This is a genomic window from Mycobacterium sp. NTMscope_Eco_3, from assembly GCF_976985685.1.
Genome location: NZ_CDRJYZ010000001.1, coordinates 3,584,121 through 3,599,007, shown reverse-complemented (window position 1 = coordinate 3,599,007; position 14,887 = coordinate 3,584,121). Strand labels below are relative to the sequence as shown.

At 69.4% G+C, this 14,887-nt stretch carries 13 protein-coding genes; 11 read left to right on the top strand and 2 right to left on the bottom strand.

Annotation, left to right across the window (positions count from 1 at the left end):
* Positions 1 to 52: 52 nt before the first annotated feature.
* Entirely contained in the window at positions 53 to 1,594 is a 1,542-nt protein-coding gene (gene miaB, locus AC0KTM_RS16405) for a tRNA (N6-isopentenyl adenosine(37)-C2)-methylthiotransferase MiaB (protein WP_225327707.1), read from the top strand.
* Positions 1,582 to 2,214, top strand: a complete 633-nt coding sequence (locus AC0KTM_RS16400) for an Rv2732c family membrane protein (RefSeq protein WP_225327661.1) — start codon at positions 1,582 to 1,584, stop codon at positions 2,212 to 2,214. The genes miaB and AC0KTM_RS16400 overlap by 13 nt, the downstream gene beginning before the upstream one ends.
* Here AC0KTM_RS16400 and AC0KTM_RS16395 read toward each other — a convergent pair.
* Positions 2,211 to 3,548, bottom strand: coding sequence for a DUF349 domain-containing protein (locus tag AC0KTM_RS16395; RefSeq protein ID WP_225327662.1), 1,338 nt, complete (start codon positions 3,546 to 3,548; stop codon positions 2,211 to 2,213). The genes AC0KTM_RS16400 and AC0KTM_RS16395 overlap by 4 nt on opposite strands.
* Positions 3,549 to 3,940: 392 nt before the next feature.
* Here AC0KTM_RS16395 and AC0KTM_RS16390 point away from each other — a divergent pair, with 392 nt between their 5' ends.
* The 9 genes from AC0KTM_RS16390 to AC0KTM_RS16350 all read left to right on the top strand — a co-directional run bounded on the left by AC0KTM_RS16390 (position 3,941) and on the right by AC0KTM_RS16350 (position 14,103).
* Positions 3,941 to 4,915 (top strand): DMT family transporter, encoded by a 975-nt coding sequence (locus tag AC0KTM_RS16390; RefSeq protein WP_225327663.1) that lies wholly within the window; start codon positions 3,941 to 3,943, stop codon positions 4,913 to 4,915.
* 109 nt (positions 4,916 to 5,024) lie between these two features.
* Positions 5,025 to 5,717, top strand: a complete 693-nt coding sequence (locus AC0KTM_RS16385) for a class III extradiol ring-cleavage dioxygenase family protein (protein ID WP_225327664.1) — start codon at positions 5,025 to 5,027, stop codon at positions 5,715 to 5,717.
* An 8-nt stretch (positions 5,718 to 5,725) separates the two neighbouring features.
* On the top strand, positions 5,726 to 6,643 hold the full coding sequence (gene miaA, locus AC0KTM_RS16380; protein ID WP_238957336.1) for a tRNA (adenosine(37)-N6)-dimethylallyltransferase MiaA: 918 nt from the start codon (positions 5,726 to 5,728) through the stop codon (positions 6,641 to 6,643).
* 4 nt (positions 6,644 to 6,647) lie between these two features.
* Positions 6,648 to 7,526, top strand: coding sequence for a diaminopimelate epimerase (gene dapF, locus AC0KTM_RS16375; protein WP_238956393.1), 879 nt, complete (start codon positions 6,648 to 6,650; stop codon positions 7,524 to 7,526).
* A gap of 52 nt (positions 7,527 to 7,578) precedes the next feature.
* Positions 7,579 to 9,018, top strand: a complete 1,440-nt coding sequence (gene hflX, locus AC0KTM_RS16370) for a GTPase HflX (protein WP_225327666.1) — start codon at positions 7,579 to 7,581, stop codon at positions 9,016 to 9,018.
* Positions 9,019 to 9,148: 130 nt separating this feature from the next.
* Entirely contained in the window at positions 9,149 to 10,147 is a 999-nt protein-coding gene (locus AC0KTM_RS16365) for an IS481 family transposase (protein WP_238956392.1), read from the top strand.
* Positions 10,148 to 10,265: 118 nt separating this feature from the next.
* On the top strand, positions 10,266 to 11,426 hold the full coding sequence (locus AC0KTM_RS16360) for an acyl-CoA dehydrogenase family protein (protein WP_225327667.1): 1,161 nt from the start codon (positions 10,266 to 10,268) through the stop codon (positions 11,424 to 11,426).
* Between the two features lie 147 nt (positions 11,427 to 11,573).
* Positions 11,574 to 11,720 (top strand): hypothetical protein, encoded by a 147-nt coding sequence (locus AC0KTM_RS16355; RefSeq protein ID WP_225327668.1) that lies wholly within the window; start codon positions 11,574 to 11,576, stop codon positions 11,718 to 11,720.
* Between the two features lie 178 nt (positions 11,721 to 11,898).
* Complete coding sequence (locus AC0KTM_RS16350) at positions 11,899 to 14,103, top strand: LGFP repeat-containing protein (protein WP_238956391.1); 2,205 nt, start codon at positions 11,899 to 11,901, stop codon at positions 14,101 to 14,103.
* Positions 14,104 to 14,113: 10 nt separating this feature from the next.
* On the opposite strand, the gene lexA is transcribed toward AC0KTM_RS16350, so the two are convergent.
* The gene (lexA, locus tag AC0KTM_RS16345; RefSeq protein ID WP_225327670.1) at positions 14,114 to 14,827 is read right to left on the bottom strand and encodes a transcriptional repressor LexA; all 714 of its coding nucleotides are present in this window, start codon (positions 14,825 to 14,827) and stop codon (positions 14,114 to 14,116) included.
* Positions 14,828 to 14,887 lie beyond the last annotated feature (60 nt).

Below are 14,887 nucleotides of genomic sequence, written 5' to 3'. Positions count from 1 at the left end.
GTGCGGTTTCTCGCGTGCCGACCGCTCGCCGTACCATAGCCCCGTGACTTCGATGGTGCGAGAGGCCGTGGCGCGAGACGCCGCAACGGTGCGCACCTACCAGGTCCGCACCTACGGCTGCCAGATGAACGTCCACGATTCCGAGCGGTTGGCGGGCCTACTGGAAGCGGCCGGATATCAGCGGGCGGCCGAGGGCGCCGACGCCGACGTGGTGGTTTTCAACACCTGCGCGGTCCGCGAAAACGCCGACAACAAGTTGTACGGCAACCTCAGCCACCTGGCACCGCGCAAGCGCGAAGATCCCGAGATGCAGATCGCGGTCGGGGGCTGCCTGGCGCAAAAGGACCGGGACGCGTTGCTGCGCAAGGCGCCGTGGGTCGACGTCATCTTCGGCACCCACAACATCGGATCGCTACCCACCCTGCTGGAGCGGGCCCGGCACAACAAGGTCGCCCAGGTCGAAATCGCCGAGGCGCTGCAGGAGTTCCCGTCGTCGCTGCCCAGCGCACGCGAATCCGCTTACGCCGCTTGGGTTTCCATCTCGGTCGGATGCAACAACAGCTGCACGTTCTGCATCGTGCCGTCGCTGCGGGGCAAAGAGGTCGACCGCAGCCCCGACGACATCCTGGCCGAGGTCGCCTCGCTGGTGGACGACGGCGTGCTCGAGGTCACGCTGCTGGGCCAGAACGTCAACGCCTACGGGGTGTCCTTCGCCGATCCCGCGCTGCCCCGCGACCGCGGCGCCTTCGCCCGCCTGCTGCGGGCCTGCGGCGACATCGACGGCCTGGAGCGGGTGCGGTTCACCTCGCCGCACCCGGCCGAATTCACCGACGACGTCATCGAGGCCATGGCGCAGACGCCGAATGTGTGCCCCGCCCTGCACATGCCGCTGCAATCCGGATCCGACCGGGTGCTGCGCGCGATGCGCCGTTCCTACCGCGCAGAGCGCTACCTCGGCATCATCGACCGCGTCCGGGCGGCCATGCCGCACGCCGCCATCACCACCGATCTGATCGTCGGATTTCCCGGTGAGACCGAGGAGGACTTCGCGGCCACGCTGGACGTCGTGCGCGCGGCCCGGTTCTCGGCCGCGTTCACCTTCCAGTACTCCAAGCGACCCGGCACCCCCGCCGCCGACCTCGACGGGCAGATACCGAAAGCCGTTGTGCAGGAACGCTATGAGCGGCTGGTCGCGCTGCAGGAGGAGATCTCGCTGCAGGGCAACCAGGCCCTGGTCGGGCAGACGGTCGAGCTGCTCGTTGCCACCGGCGAGGGGCGCAAGGACACCGCGACCGCGCGGATGAGCGGGCGGGCCCGCGACGGCCGGCTCGTGCACTTTGCCGTCGACCAAGCCGTCGACCAATCCGGCGACCAAGCCGTCGACACCCGGCCGCGGCCCGGCGACATCGTCACCACCGTGATCACCGGGGCCGCGCCCCACCACCTCATCGCCGATGCGGGCATCCTGACCCATCGCCGCACCCGGGCGGGTGACGCGCACGCCACCGGGCGGCGCCCGCGCGGCATCGGTCTCGGCATGCCCGCCGTCGGGCCGCCCGCCGGCCCGGCCGAACCCCTGGGATGTGCACGATGAAAGAAGAAGACCCACAGCTCGGCGCGCTGCGGACCGAGATCGAGGCCGCCGAACGGCGGGTGGCGCGCGGGTTCGATCCCGGCCCACGGGGTTTCTTCGTGTCGATCCTGGTGTTCGTGCTGCTGGGATCGTTCATCCTGCCGCACACCGGCGACGTGCGCGGCTGGGACGTGCTGTTCGGCAGCCACGGCGCCGGGGCGGCCGCGGTCGCGCTGCCGTCGCGGGTGTTCGCGTGGCTGGCGCTGGTGTTCGGCGTGGGCTTTTCGATGCTGGCGCTGGTGACCCGGCGCTGGGCGCTGGCCTGGGTTGCGCTGGCGGGCTCGGCGATCGCGGGTGCGGCGGGCATGCTGGCGATCTGGTCGCGTCAGACCGTGGCCGCGGGGCACCCGGGGCCGGGGTGGGGCCTGATCGTCGCCTGGATCACCGTGCTGCTGCTCATCTACCACTGGGCCCGCGTGGTGTGGTCGCGGACCATCGTGCAGCTCGCCGCCGAGGAGCAGCGCCGCCGCCTCGCCGCGCAGCAGCAGTCGACCTCGCTGCTGGATGACCGCGACCGCCCAGGCGCCACGGGCCGGCCCGACGATCCCGAAAGCAGTACGGGATCCGGCGGCGGCCGTTAGGACTTGCGGCTCAGGGCCTCGACGGCCGCCTGCGCCCACTGCCGCCACTGTTCGGCGTTGGCCTTGGCCTCTTCGGCTTCTTTGGTCCGTCCCGCCGCCGCGGCCTTCTGCGCCTGTTGCTCGTATTGCTCGGCGCGGGCCTGGAATTGCTCGGCCCGGGCCTGCGCCTGGGGATCCGACCAATCCGCCTCGCCGGCGTCGCGCACCTTCTTCTCGACCGCGCGCAGCCGCCGCTCCAGCTCGGCGGAGCGCTCCCGCGGGACCTTGCCGATCGCATCCCACTTCTCGGCGATCGAGCGCAGCGCCGCCCGGGCGGCGTCGTGGTTGCTGGTGTCCAGCTTCTCGGCCTCCGCCAGCAGCGCCTCCTTGGCCGCCGCGTTGGCGCGGAACTCCGCGTCCTTTTCCGCGGTCACCGCGTTGCGGGCGGTGAAAAACACGTCCTGGGCGGCCTTGAAGCGCCGCCACAGGGCGTCGTCGACCTCCCGGGTCGCCCGTCCGGCCGCTTTCCATTCGGTGAGCAACTTGCGGAACTCCGCACTGGTCGCCGTCCAGTCGGTCGAATCGGACAGCTCCTCGGCACGCTCGCACAGCCGCTCCTTGGCCTGGCGAATTCCCGAACGCTCCCGGTCCAACTCGGCGAAATGGGCTCCCCGCCGCCGGTTGAAGGCCTCCCGGGCCGCGGAATAGCGCTTCCACAACGCGTCGTCCACCTTGCGGTCCAGGCCGCTGATCGTCTTCCACTCGTCGAGGATCGCGCGCAGCCGATCGCCGGCGGCCTTCCACTGCGTCGAGGTGGCGGACAACTCCTCGGCCTCGGCGGCCAGCGCCTCCTTGCGGGCGGTCTGGGCGGCCCGATGCTCCTCGCGTCGGGAGCGTTCCGCGGCGACGGTCGCCTCGGCGTGTTCGGCGATGCCGGTCAACCGGGCGGCCAGGGCATCGATATCGCCCAGCACCGCGGCCGTCGGCAGCGTCTCGGCCAGCTCGGACGCGTGCGCCTTGATCTTGCGCGCGTCCCCGGTCCCCGAGGCCAGCCGCTCCTCCATCAGCGTGACCTCGGTGGCGAGGTCGTCGAACCGCCGACCGAAGTGGGCGAACGCGGCCTCGCGGTCACCGGCCTGCCAGGAGCCGACGACCCGCTCTCCGGCCGCGCTGATCAACCACACCGTGCCGTCGTCGTCCACGCGCCCGAACTGGTGCGGATCGCTGCGCGGGGGCGGCACCACCACCGGGTGAGCGGCCGGGCGCGACCCCGAGCTCACCGGCCGGGGACCGGGGCGCGGCCCCGGACGCGGCACCGGCCGGGCTGAATCGTCGCGAGGCTGGTCAGCCGTCATGCCCTCGTCACTACCCTTTCGCAACCTTCCGCGCGGTTGGTGTGCCGCGCGCCTGCCGCGCGTAGCGGCACCGTCTTCTGCATCTGCGGACGACCCATCCGGGTTTTCCCAGCAGGTGCCTAACAGTATTCAAGCAGCTTGCGCCGCCACGCGCCGCCACCTTGGTATTCCGGGCGGCGGCCCCGCGCGGCACTACCTGTGACGTTCTCTTAGAGTTATCCAAGCGGTCACATAGATTGGTGAAGTAATAATCGAAAGGTCGCCCGCGGCGCGGGCCGGACGTGTGAAACGTCATAGATTTGTATCTGAACTGAACGCGAAATGTGCGTGTATTTGCTTGCGCCCCGGGGAAAGCTGGGTCGGACGGTCGTGCGCTTGGGGGGTCGGGAAATATGTCGAAAGTTGATGTCGCTGCGTTGATTGCCCTGTGCGCGGCGCTGGCATCGGCGATCGGCGACGTGATCCGTCAGCGCTCCGCACACGAAATCACCGACAAGCAGGTTGGGCACCTCGAACTGTTCCGCATGTCGCTGCGCGACACGCGATGGTGGATCGGCGGCATGGCCGCGGTCACGAATTACAGCCTGCAGGCCGCCGCCCTGGCATGGGGCTCGGTGGTCCTGGTGACCGCCCTGCAGGTGACCGCGCTGCTGTTCGCGCTGCCCATCTACGCGCGGCTCGCCCACCATCGCGTCAAGCCACGGGAGTGGATGTGGGCGATGATCCTGGCCGCGGCGCTGGCGGTGGTCATCATCGTCGGCGACCCGGCGTCCGGTCACCAGCGCGCCCCGCTGCAGACCTGGGTCATCGTGGCCCTGATCATGGTCCCGCTGCTGGTGGCCTGCGTGGTGGCGGCACGAATCTGGTCCGGTAGCCCGTTCGCGCCCGTGCTGCTCGCCGTCGTGGCCGGCTCCTCGTTGGCGCTGTTCGCGGTGCTGACCAAGGGCATCGTCGAGATGTCCGAGCGCGGCGTCGTGCGCGTTCTGACGTCGCCGGAGTTCGTGCCCTGGCTGTTGGTGGCGCTGGCCGGGATGATCTTCCAGCAATCGGCTTTCCGCGCCGGCTCGCTGACCGCGTCGCTGCCGACGATGACGGTGGCAAAGCCCGTCGTCGCGGGGTTGCTCGGGGTGCTCGTGTTGGGTGAGACGCTGAACGCCAGCGGGCCCGAGGCGTTCGTGCTGATCGCCGCCGTGTCGGTGGTGATCATCGCGACGATCGCGTTGGCCCGCGGCGAGGCCGCCGCCGTCGGCGGGACCGAACCCGGCGGGGGCGCGCCGCGAAAAGTCCGAACGCGGGACGCATCCGCTGAGGATGGCCTCGGCCCCTACGGTGAGTGTCTGGTTGTCGCTGACGGCTCACGCTGCTGACTGGCGATCGCCACTGGCCTGACGGTGGCGACCCGCTGCGCCCGGCTCCGCCGCGCTTGCGATCGCCACTGACTCTGGCCCGCCGGCTCGGTCACGTTAGTTTGGTGGCGTGCTGAGCGCCATTGCCATCGTTCCGTCGGCGCCGGTGCTTGTTCCCGAACTCGCCGGGGCGGCCGCCGCCGAGATGGCCGACCTGGTCGCGGCGACGATCGCCGCTGCCGCCATGCTGCCCGAACGCTGGGTGATCATCGGGACGGGCCCCGCCAACGAGGAATTCGGTCCCGACGCCGCGGGCACGTTCGCGGGTTTCGGGGTGGACGTGCGCGTCCGGCTGTCCCCGCAGAACGGCGATGAGCCCGAGCCGGTGGCGCTCCCGGTGTGCGCGTTGCTGGGTGGCTGGGTGCGCGGCCAGGCGCAGCCGCAGGCCAGCGCCCAGGTGCGCGTCTACCGCGACGACCACGACGTCGATACCGCGCTGAGCCGCGGCCGCGAACTGCGGGCCGAGATCGAGCGGCTGCCCGAGCCGATCGGGGTGCTGGTCGTCGCCGACGGCGCCAACACCCTCACCCCGGCCGCCCCCGGCGGACACGACCCGGACAACGCCGCCGCGCAAGACGCCCTGGACGACGCGCTGGCCGGCGGCGACATCACGGAGCTGATCCGCCTGCCGCACCAGATCCTGGGGCGGGTCGCCTTTCAGGTGCTGGCCGGCCTGTCCGAGCCGGGGCCGCGATCGGCCAAGGAGCTCTATCGGGGGGCGCCCTACGGGGTGGGCTACTTCGCCGGCGCCTGGCAGCTGTGACGGTGGCCGTGCGACCACTGGCGATCATCGGCCCCACCGGAAGCGGCAAGTCGCAGCTGGCCCTCGACATCGCCGAGCGGCTGGGCGCGGAGATCGTGAACGCCGACGCGATGCAGCTCTATCGCGGCATGGACATCGGCACCGCCAAGCTGCCCGTCGAGGCGCGCCGCGGCATTCCGCACCATCAGCTCGACGTCCTCGACGTCACCGAGACCGCGACCGTCGCCCGCTATCAGCGCGCCGCCGCCGCGGACATCGAAGCGATCGCGGCCGGCGGCGCGGTGCCCATCATCGTCGGCGGCTCGATGCTCTACATCCAGTCGCTGCTCGACGACTGGTCGTTTCCCGCCACCGATCCCGCGGTGCGGGCCCGCTGGGAGCGGCGGCTGGCCGAGGTCGGGGTCGGTGAGCTGCACGCCGAGCTGGCCCGTCGCGACCCCGCCGCGGCCGCATCGATCCTGCCCACCGACGCCCGGCGCACGGTGCGGGCCCTGGAAGTGGTGGAGCTGACCGGACAGCCGTTCGCCGCCTCCGCGCCGCGGATCGGCGCACCCCGGTGGGACACGGTCATCATCGGGTTGGATTGTGACACAACGATTCTCGATGACCGGCTGGCCAAGCGGACCGACGCGATGTTCGACCACGGCCTGGTCGGCGAGGTGACCGCGCTGCTCGAGCGCGGCCTGCGCGACGGGGTCACCGCCTCGCGGGCCCTGGGCTACGCGCAGGTGATCGCGGCGCTCGATGCCGGCGGCGGTCCGGATCGACTCCGCGAGGCCCGGGAGCAGACGTTCGTGGGCACCCGACGCTACGTGCGACGGCAGCGGTCCTGGTTTCGCCGCGACCACCGCGTGCAGTGGCTGGACGCCGCCGATCGCGCCCGGCTCGTCGACGGCGCGGTGCACGCGTGGCGGCACGTATCCTGAACAGGTGAAATTCGCAAAGGGCCACGGCACCCAGAACGACTTTGTGGTGCTGCCCGACCCGCAGGCCGAGCTGTGCCTGACCGGGTCGCGGGTGGCCGCGCTCTGCGACCGGCGACGCGGGCTGGGCGCCGACGGGGTGCTGCGGGTCACCACGGCCGGCGCCGCCGCCGCGGCCGGCGTGCTCGACCGGTTGCCCGACGGGGTGGCCGCCGACGACTGGTACATGGACTACCGCAACGCGGACGGGTCCATCGCCCAGATGTGCGGCAACGGCGTGCGGGTCTTCGCCCACTACCTGCGCGCCAGCGGCCTGGAGGGCCGCGACGATTTCGTGGTCGGGTCGCTGGCCGGTCCACGCCTGGTCACCGTGCATCGCGTCGACGCGGCGACCGCCGACATCAGCGTCGACATGGGCAAGGCCAACACGCTGGGCAGCGGGGGACAGGCCTTTGAAGCGACGGTGGGCGGCCGCCGGTTTTCCGGCGTGGCGATCGACGTGGGCAATCCGCATTTGGCCTGCGTCGACCCCGACCTGACCGTCGACGCGTTGGCGGCGCTGGACGTGGCCGCGCCGGTGAGTTTCGATCCCGCCCAATTCCCCGAGGGGGTGAACGTCGAGATCCTCACCGCACCGGCCGACGGGGCGGTGCACATGCGCGTCCACGAGCGGGGAGTGGGCGAAACACGCTCGTGTGGCACCGGAACGGTCGCGGCCGCGGTCGCCGCGCTGGCCGGCGCCGGCGCGGACACCGGCACGCTGACCGTTCGGGTGCCGGGCGGCGAGGTCGTCGTCACCATCACCGACGCCACCAGCTACCTGCGGGGGCCGTCGGTACTGGTGGCCCAAGGAGAAATCAGCGAGGAATGGTGGCGCGAACAGTAGCGTTAATTCAGATGCGCGACACCGACTTTGCGTGCATCATCTCTTATTGCCTATGACACATCCCGAATTTCGCGATCACGCTCCCACGGTCACGGAGCCCAGTACGGGCGAACTCGCCCTCGAGGATCGGTCGGCGCTGCGCCGCGTCGCCGGCCTGTCGACCGAACTCGCCGACGTCACCGAGGTCGAGTACCGCCAGCTTCGGCTCGAGCGGGTCGTCCTGGTGGGCGTGTGGACCGACGGCACCGCCGCCGACAGCCAGGCCAGCATGGCCGAACTGGCGGCGCTGGCCGAAACCGCCGGCTCCCAGGTGCTCGAAGGGCTCATCCAGCGCCGCGACAAGCCCGACCCGTCGACCTACATCGGTTCGGGTAAGGCCGCCGAACTGCGCGAAGTGGTGCTGGCGACGGGCGCCGACACCGTCATCTGCGACGGTGAGCTGTCGCCGGCGCAGCTGACGGCGCTGGAGAAGGCGGTGAAGGTCAAGGTCATCGACCGCACCGCGCTGATCCTGGACATCTTCGCCCAGCACGCCACCAGCCGGGAGGGCAAGGCTCAGGTGTCGCTGGCCCAGATGGAATACATGCTGCCGCGGCTGCGCGGTTGGGGTGAGTCGATGTCGCGGCAGGCCGGTGGCCGCGCCGGCGGCAGCGGGGGAGGCGTGGGCCTGCGCGGCCCCGGTGAGACCAAGATCGAGACCGACCGGCGGCGCATCCGCGAGCGGATGTCGAAGCTGCGCCGCGAGATCAAGGACATGAAGCAGGTCCGCGACACCCAGCGCAGTCGGCGGCTACACAGCGACGTGCCGTCGATCGCCATCGTCGGCTACACCAACGCGGGCAAGTCCAGCCTGCTCAACGCGCTGACCGGGGCGGGCGTGCTGGTGCAGGACGCGTTGTTCGCCACCCTGGAGCCCACCACCCGCCGCGCCGAGTTCGACCCCGATTCCAAGGCGGCCGGCGCTTACACGATCACCGACACCGTCGGATTCGTCCGGCACCTGCCCACCCAGCTCGTCGAGGCCTTCCGCTCCACGCTGGAGGAGGTCGTCGACGCCGACCTGCTGGTGCACGTCGTCGACGGCTCCGACGCCCACCCGCTGGCGCAGATCAACGCGGTGCGGCAGGTGGTCTCCGACGTTATCGCCGACCATGACGGCGCGCCGCCGCCCGAGCTGCTGGTGGTGAACAAGGTCGACGCCGCAAGCGATGTGGCGTTGGCCAAGCTCCGCCACGCGCTGCCGGGCGCGGTCTTCGTGTCCGCGCGCACCGGCGAGGGCATCGACGCCCTGCGCCGGCGGATCGCCGAGCTGGCCGTTCCCGCCGACACCGCCGTGGACGTGGTGATCCCGTATCACCGCGGGGACCTGGTGGCCCGCCTGCACGCCGACGGGCGCGTTCAGCAGGAGGAGCACAACGCCGAGGGCACCCGGATCAAGGCCCGGGTTCCGGTCGCCTTGGCCGGCCGGCTGCGCGAATTCGCCGCCCACTGAGCGGCCCGGCCTAGCTGTGATGTCCAGGGACATTGTCCCGTTTGGTATCGGTGAGCCTGTGTGACAGGTGAAGGCCTCCGGTTATGAAGTGGAGCTGTCTAGAAACCGCTTCATCAACCAGGAGGCCTTCGTGTCCCACGCTAACGCTGCTTTGACGCCACGCGCTCGTTTGAGGCTTGCTCGCCTCGTCGTCGAGCAGGGCTGGACCTACGCCGCGGCAGCCAAGATGTTCATGGTCGCCCCACGAACCGCCAAGAAATGGGCCGACCGATTTCGAACCGAACGGGTGGCCGGGATGGCCGATCGCAGCTCGCGGCCCCGTGTCAGCCCGACCAGGACCGGGCCACGCATGGTGCGGCGGATCGTGCGGTTACGGTGGCGTCACCGGCTTGGTCCAGTACAGATCGCTGGCCGGCTCGGTGTGCCGGCCTCGACCGTGCATGCGGTGTTGACCCGCTGCCGTATCAACCGGCTGTCCTACATCGACCGCGTCACCGGCGAGCCATTGCGTCGTTACGAGCACGCCTCGCCCGGAGCGCTGGTCCATGTCGACGTCACCAAGTTCGGCAACATCCCCGACGGCGGCGGGCACAAGTTCGTGAGCCGACAAATCAGCAAGCACAACGCCCGACAGACCGCCCGGCGCACTGGCCAGCGCGGCAAGGACTATCGCCCCCGGATCGGAACGGCGTTCGTGCACACCGTCATTGACGATCATTCCCGGATGGCCTACGCCGAAATCTGCGCGGACGAGAAGGCGGTCACAGCGATCGGCGTGCTGCAGCGCGCCGTGGCGTGGTTCACCGACCACGGCGTCACCGTCGAACGAGTCCTCTCAGACAACGGCTCGGCCTACAAGTCCTACGCATGGCGTGATGCCTGCGCCGAGCTGTGCATTACCCCGAAGCGAACCCGTCCATACCGACCGCAGACCAACGGCAAGATCGAGCGATTCCACCGCACTCTGGCCGACGGCTGGGCCTACGCTCGACTCTACGAATCAACCCAACAGCGCGACACCGCTCTAGCCGGCTGGCTGCACTTCTACAATCACCACCGACCCCACTCCGCCATCGGAGGCCAGCCACCGGTCACCCGACTGACCAACCTCCCTGGACATCACACCTAGCCGCCGATTCCCGCAGCCCACCGCCGCCGCAGCGCCGCCGCCGACCCGCCAGCTGCCGACCAACCGTCCGGTTGGTATATGTTGGGCTGCAGAAATCCCAGTCGCCGGAGGTCTTTCCATGAGCAGCGCCATCAAATACCAGCGCACTCTTTTCGAGTCAGAGCACGACCTGTTCCGTGAGTCCTACCGGGGCTTCCTCGAGCGCCACGTCGCGCCGTACCACGACGAGTGGGAGAAGGCCAAGATCGTCGACCGCGGTGTGTGGCTCGAGGCCGGCAAGCAGGGCTTCCTCGGCATGGCGGTGCCCGAGGAGTACGGCGGCGGCGGCAACCCGGACTTCCGGTACAACACGATCATCACCGAGGAGACCACGGCGGGCCGCTACAGCGGCATCGGTTTCGGCCTGCACAACGACATCGTGGCGCCGTACCTGTTGGCCCTGGCCACCGAGGAGCAGAAGCAGCGCTGGTTGCCGAAATTCTGTACCGGAGAACTGATTACGGCGATCGCGATGACCGAGCCGGGCACCGGCAGTGACCTGCAGGGCATCAAGACCCGCGCGGTCAAGCAGGGCGACCACTATGTGCTCAACGGTTCAAAGACGTTCATCACCAACGGAATCAACTCCGACCTGGTGATCGTCGTCGCGCAGACCGATCCGGACAAGGGCGCGCAGGGCTTTTCCCTGCTCGCCGTCGAACGCGGGATGGAAGGCTTCGAGCGCGGCCGGCACCTGGACAAGATCGGGCTGGACGCGCAGGACACGGCCGAGCTGTCATTCACCGACGTGCACGTGCCGGCCGAAAACCTCCTGGGCCAAGAGGGCATGGGGTTCATCTACCTCATGCAGAACCTGCCTCAGGAACGGATCTCGATCGCCATCATGGCGGCCGCGGCGATGGAGCAGGTGCTCGAGCAGACGCTGCAATACACCAAGGAGCGCAAGGCTTTTGGCAAGCCGATCGGCAGCTTCCAGAACAGCCGCTTCGTGCTCGCCGAGCTGGCGACCGAGGCGACCGTGGTGCGCATGATGGTCGACGAATTCGTCCGCCTGCACCTGGACCACAAGCTGACGGCCGAACAGGCGGCAATGGCCAAGTGGTACTCCACCGAAAAGCAGGTGCACCTGATCGACCGCTGTCTGCAATTGCACGGCGGCTACGGTTACATGCGCGAATACCCGGTCGCCCGTGCCTATCTGGATGCGCGGGTGCAAACCATCTACGGCGGCACGACCGAAATCATGAAGGAAATAATCGGCCGCGGCCTCGGGGTATAGCCTTTCGTTTGGTGGACCGTCATCCGGGCGGCGAACACCGTCGCCGGTAACGGCATTGCCTTTATCTGCGCCGCCGAGGTCGCTTCGTGCGCCAGCAGCAACCTCGGTGCGCGCAATTCCGCTGTGCGAGTCCGCAGTTTGGAAGTCGTGCACGACGACCACGGTCGCGATCGGCTTTCGGTGCGCTATTCGCAACGGCGCTGGGGTGGTGGCATGGTTTGTCGCGGTTTGGCCGTGGCCCGGCATCATTTCGACATCGGTGTGGTATCCCTTTTTGTAAAATTCGTGATTTGACTTCGCATTTCTTGTTGGCAGGAGCAAAGTTGTGCGAGCCCGGCGATAAGGCGGATCGTGCGCGGGTCCATTCCCCGCGGAAGAACGGCCCGCTCGCCGGTTATGCAGGTAAGGGCATAGCCGCAGATAGAGCCGTATCCGGAGGCTGGAAGGCTTGGTGAAGGTGCACAGAGGTCACATGCGCAAGCTGATCGGAAGCGCGCTGGTCAGCTTGACGACCACAGCACTGGCCGCCGTATTGCTGGCGCCCGCCGCCACCGCGAGCCCGATAGGCGACGCCGAAGCGGCGATGATGGCCGCGTGGGAAAAGGCCGGCGGCGACACGTCCCCGCTCGGCCCCCGCAAGGGCGATGTCTACCCCGCCGGAGACGGGTTCGCCCTGAACTTCGACGGCGGCAAGATGTTCTTCACCCCGGCCACCGGCGCCAAATTCGCCTACGGGCCCATCCTGGAGAAATACGAGATGCTGGGCGGGCCGGCCGGCAGCGATCTGGGTTTCCCGGCCATCAACGAAGTGCCGGGCCTGGCCGGCCCCGACAGCCGGGTGATCACCTTCTCGGCCACCGACAAGCCGGTCATTTTCTGGACGCCCGAGCACGGCCCGTACGTGGTGCGCGGCGCCATCAACTCCGCCTGGGACAAGCTCGGCAGTTCGGGCGGCGTGCTCGGTGTGCCGGTCGGCGACGAGACCTACAACGGCGAGGTGTCCTCGCAGAAGTTCAGCGGCGGACAGCTTTCGTGGAACCGGCAGACCAAGGAGTTCACCACCGAACCGCCGGGGCTGGCCGACCAGTTGAAGGGCCTGCAGGTCGCGATCGATCCCACCGCGGCCATCAACATGGCCTGGCGGGCGGCCGGGGGGCCCAACGGACCGCTGGGCGCCAAGCAGGGCGGGCAGACCCCCATCGGCGGTGACGGCATCGTCCAGAACTTCGCCGGCGGCAAGGTGTTCTTCACCCCGGCTACCGGTGCGAACGCCCTCGAGACCGACATACTGTCCAAATACGAGTCGCTCGGCGGGCCTGTCGGCAGCGACCTCGGCTTCCCCGTCACCAACGAAACCGACGGCGGAATCGGTCCTTCCAGCCGGATCTGCACCTTCTCGGCCACCGACAAGCCGGTGATCTTCCGGACCGCCGAGCACGGCGCGTTCGTCGTGCGCGGGGCGATGAAGGCCGCCTGGGACAAACTTCGCGGTCCGGCCGGCAAACTGGGGGCGCCGGTCGGCGACCAGGCCGTGGACGGCGACGTGATCTCCCAGCAGTTCACCGGCGGCAAGATTTCGTGGAACCGGGCGAAGAACACGTTCAGCACGGATCCGTCCAACCTGGCGCCGTTGTTGAGCGGACTGCAGGTGTCGGGTCAGAACCAGCCGAGCAATGCGGCCATGCCGTCCCACGCCAACAAATTCGGCGGGCATTCGTGGTGGTGGCTGGCCGCGATACCGGTCCTGGTGCTGCTGGTGGTGTTGGTGTGGGTGCTGTTCGCATGGCGCCGGCGTCGCTCCGGGAGCGAGGATGCCGCCGGCTACGCGCCCGATCACGGCTATGACGCGGCCGACGCGCCCTGGGGGCCGGAGGAACCCGACCTCGCGAGCGAGCATTTCGCGCTCGGCGGGTCGCACGAACCCGAGCGGCCGACGGAGGCCGCGGCCACCGCGCGGGTCAGCTGGCAGCGTCAGGTTCCGACGGAGAGCGAATACGGGCTCGAGGAGGAGGACCCCGACGCGATCGACACCGACTCCATCCCCGTCGTGTCGGAGGAGATGCTGTCGGAGGCCGACTATCCCGACGCCGAAGCCGATTACACCGACTACACCGACGCCGTTCCCGAGGTCGCCGAGTCCGAGACCGCGGATGACGCCGCCTACGTCGACGCCGACTACGCGGACGCCGGCTACGTCGAGGACGAGTACGCAAAGGACGAGTATCCCGACGTCGCCGTTCCGCACACCCCGCCGGACGCCGAGGCCGTGACCGGTGCCCTGGAAACCGCCGGCCCCGAGGATGAGTATCCCGACGTCGCCGTGCTGGATGCGGAAGTCGAACCCGAAGAGGGTGTCACGGCGGAGCCCGACGTGTCCGGGGCCGCCGAGGCCGCGGCCTTCGCCGCCGGCGCGGCGCAGCGATCCGGCGGGCGGCACGCCGCCGCGGACGAGGAAGACGGCGCGGACAACGGGCTGGCGGGCCCGGATGGGCGTCCGACCATCCATCTGCCGCTCGACGACCCGTACCAGGCGCCCGACGGCTACCCGATCAAGGCGAGCGCTCGTTACGGCCTGTATTACACGCCGGGCAGCGACCTGTACCAGGACACGCTCCCCGAGATCTGGTTGTCCAGCGAAGAGGTCGCCTTGGCCAACGGCTTCACCAGGGCCGACTAGCCGCCGGTCGCTAGACCTTGCGGATCACCGTGACGACCTTGCCCAGCACGGACGCGTCGTTGCCCGGGATGGGGTCGAACGCCGGGTTGTGCGGCATCAGCCACACCTGACCGCCGGCGCGTTTGAACGTCTTGACGGTCGCCTCGCCGTCCAGCAACGCCGCGACGATGTCGCCGTTGTCGGCGACGTTCTGCTGGCGCACCACCACCCAGTCGCCGTCACAGATCGCGGCCTCCACCATCGAGTCACCCACCACCTTGAGCAGGAACAGCGTGCCCTCGCCGACCAGCTCACGCGGCAGCGGGAACACGTCTTCGACGGCCTCTTCGGCGAGGATCGGTCCACCGGCGGCGATACGGCCCAGAACCGGGACGAACGTCGGTTCTGGCAACGCATCCGACCCGGCCACCTCGGTGGCGGGCGCCGCCACGTCGTCGTCGGCGCCGCGGACATCGACCGCCCGTGGGCGGTTGGGGTCGCGGCGCAAATACCCCTTGCGTTCCAGCGTGCGCAGCTGGTGGGCCACCGAGGACGTCGACGTCAGCCCGACGGCGTCGCCGATCTCCCGGATGCTCGGGGGATAGCCGCGGCTGGTCACCGAGGCGCGAATGACATTCAAAATGGTCCGCTGCCGTTCGGTCAGCGCGGAATCCACGGAGTGCAGCCGGCCGCCCGCTCCGGCCGGGCCGGTGTCGTTCGGGGAAGTGTCGTTGCTGTCGCCCATGACACTGAATGTAACGGCACCGCCGACAAGAATCAAACATGTGTTCGACTTGCGTGTCGC

Excerpts from the sequence above, each read along its gene's own strand:
- AC0KTM_RS16360 (WP_225327667.1), top strand. The coding sequence starts at position 10,266 with ATGAGCAGCGCCATCAAATACCAGCGCACTCTTTTCGAGTCAGAGCAC.
- AC0KTM_RS16400 (WP_225327661.1), top strand. The coding sequence starts at position 1,582 with ATGTGCACGATGAAAGAAGAAGACCCACAGCTCGGCGCGCTGCGGACC.
- miaB (WP_225327707.1), top strand. The coding sequence starts at position 53 with ATGGTGCGAGAGGCCGTGGCGCGAGACGCCGCAACGGTGCGCACCTAC.
- AC0KTM_RS16350 (WP_238956391.1), top strand. The coding sequence starts at position 11,899 with ATGCGCAAGCTGATCGGAAGCGCGCTGGTCAGCTTGACGACCACAGCA.
- lexA (WP_225327670.1), bottom strand. The coding sequence starts at position 14,827 with ATGGGCGACAGCAACGACACTTCCCCGAACGACACCGGCCCGGCCGGA.
- hflX (WP_225327666.1), top strand. The coding sequence starts at position 7,579 with ATGACACATCCCGAATTTCGCGATCACGCTCCCACGGTCACGGAGCCC.
- AC0KTM_RS16390 (WP_225327663.1), top strand. The coding sequence starts at position 3,941 with ATGTCGAAAGTTGATGTCGCTGCGTTGATTGCCCTGTGCGCGGCGCTG.
- AC0KTM_RS16395 (WP_225327662.1), bottom strand. The coding sequence starts at position 3,548 with ATGACGGCTGACCAGCCTCGCGACGATTCAGCCCGGCCGGTGCCGCGT.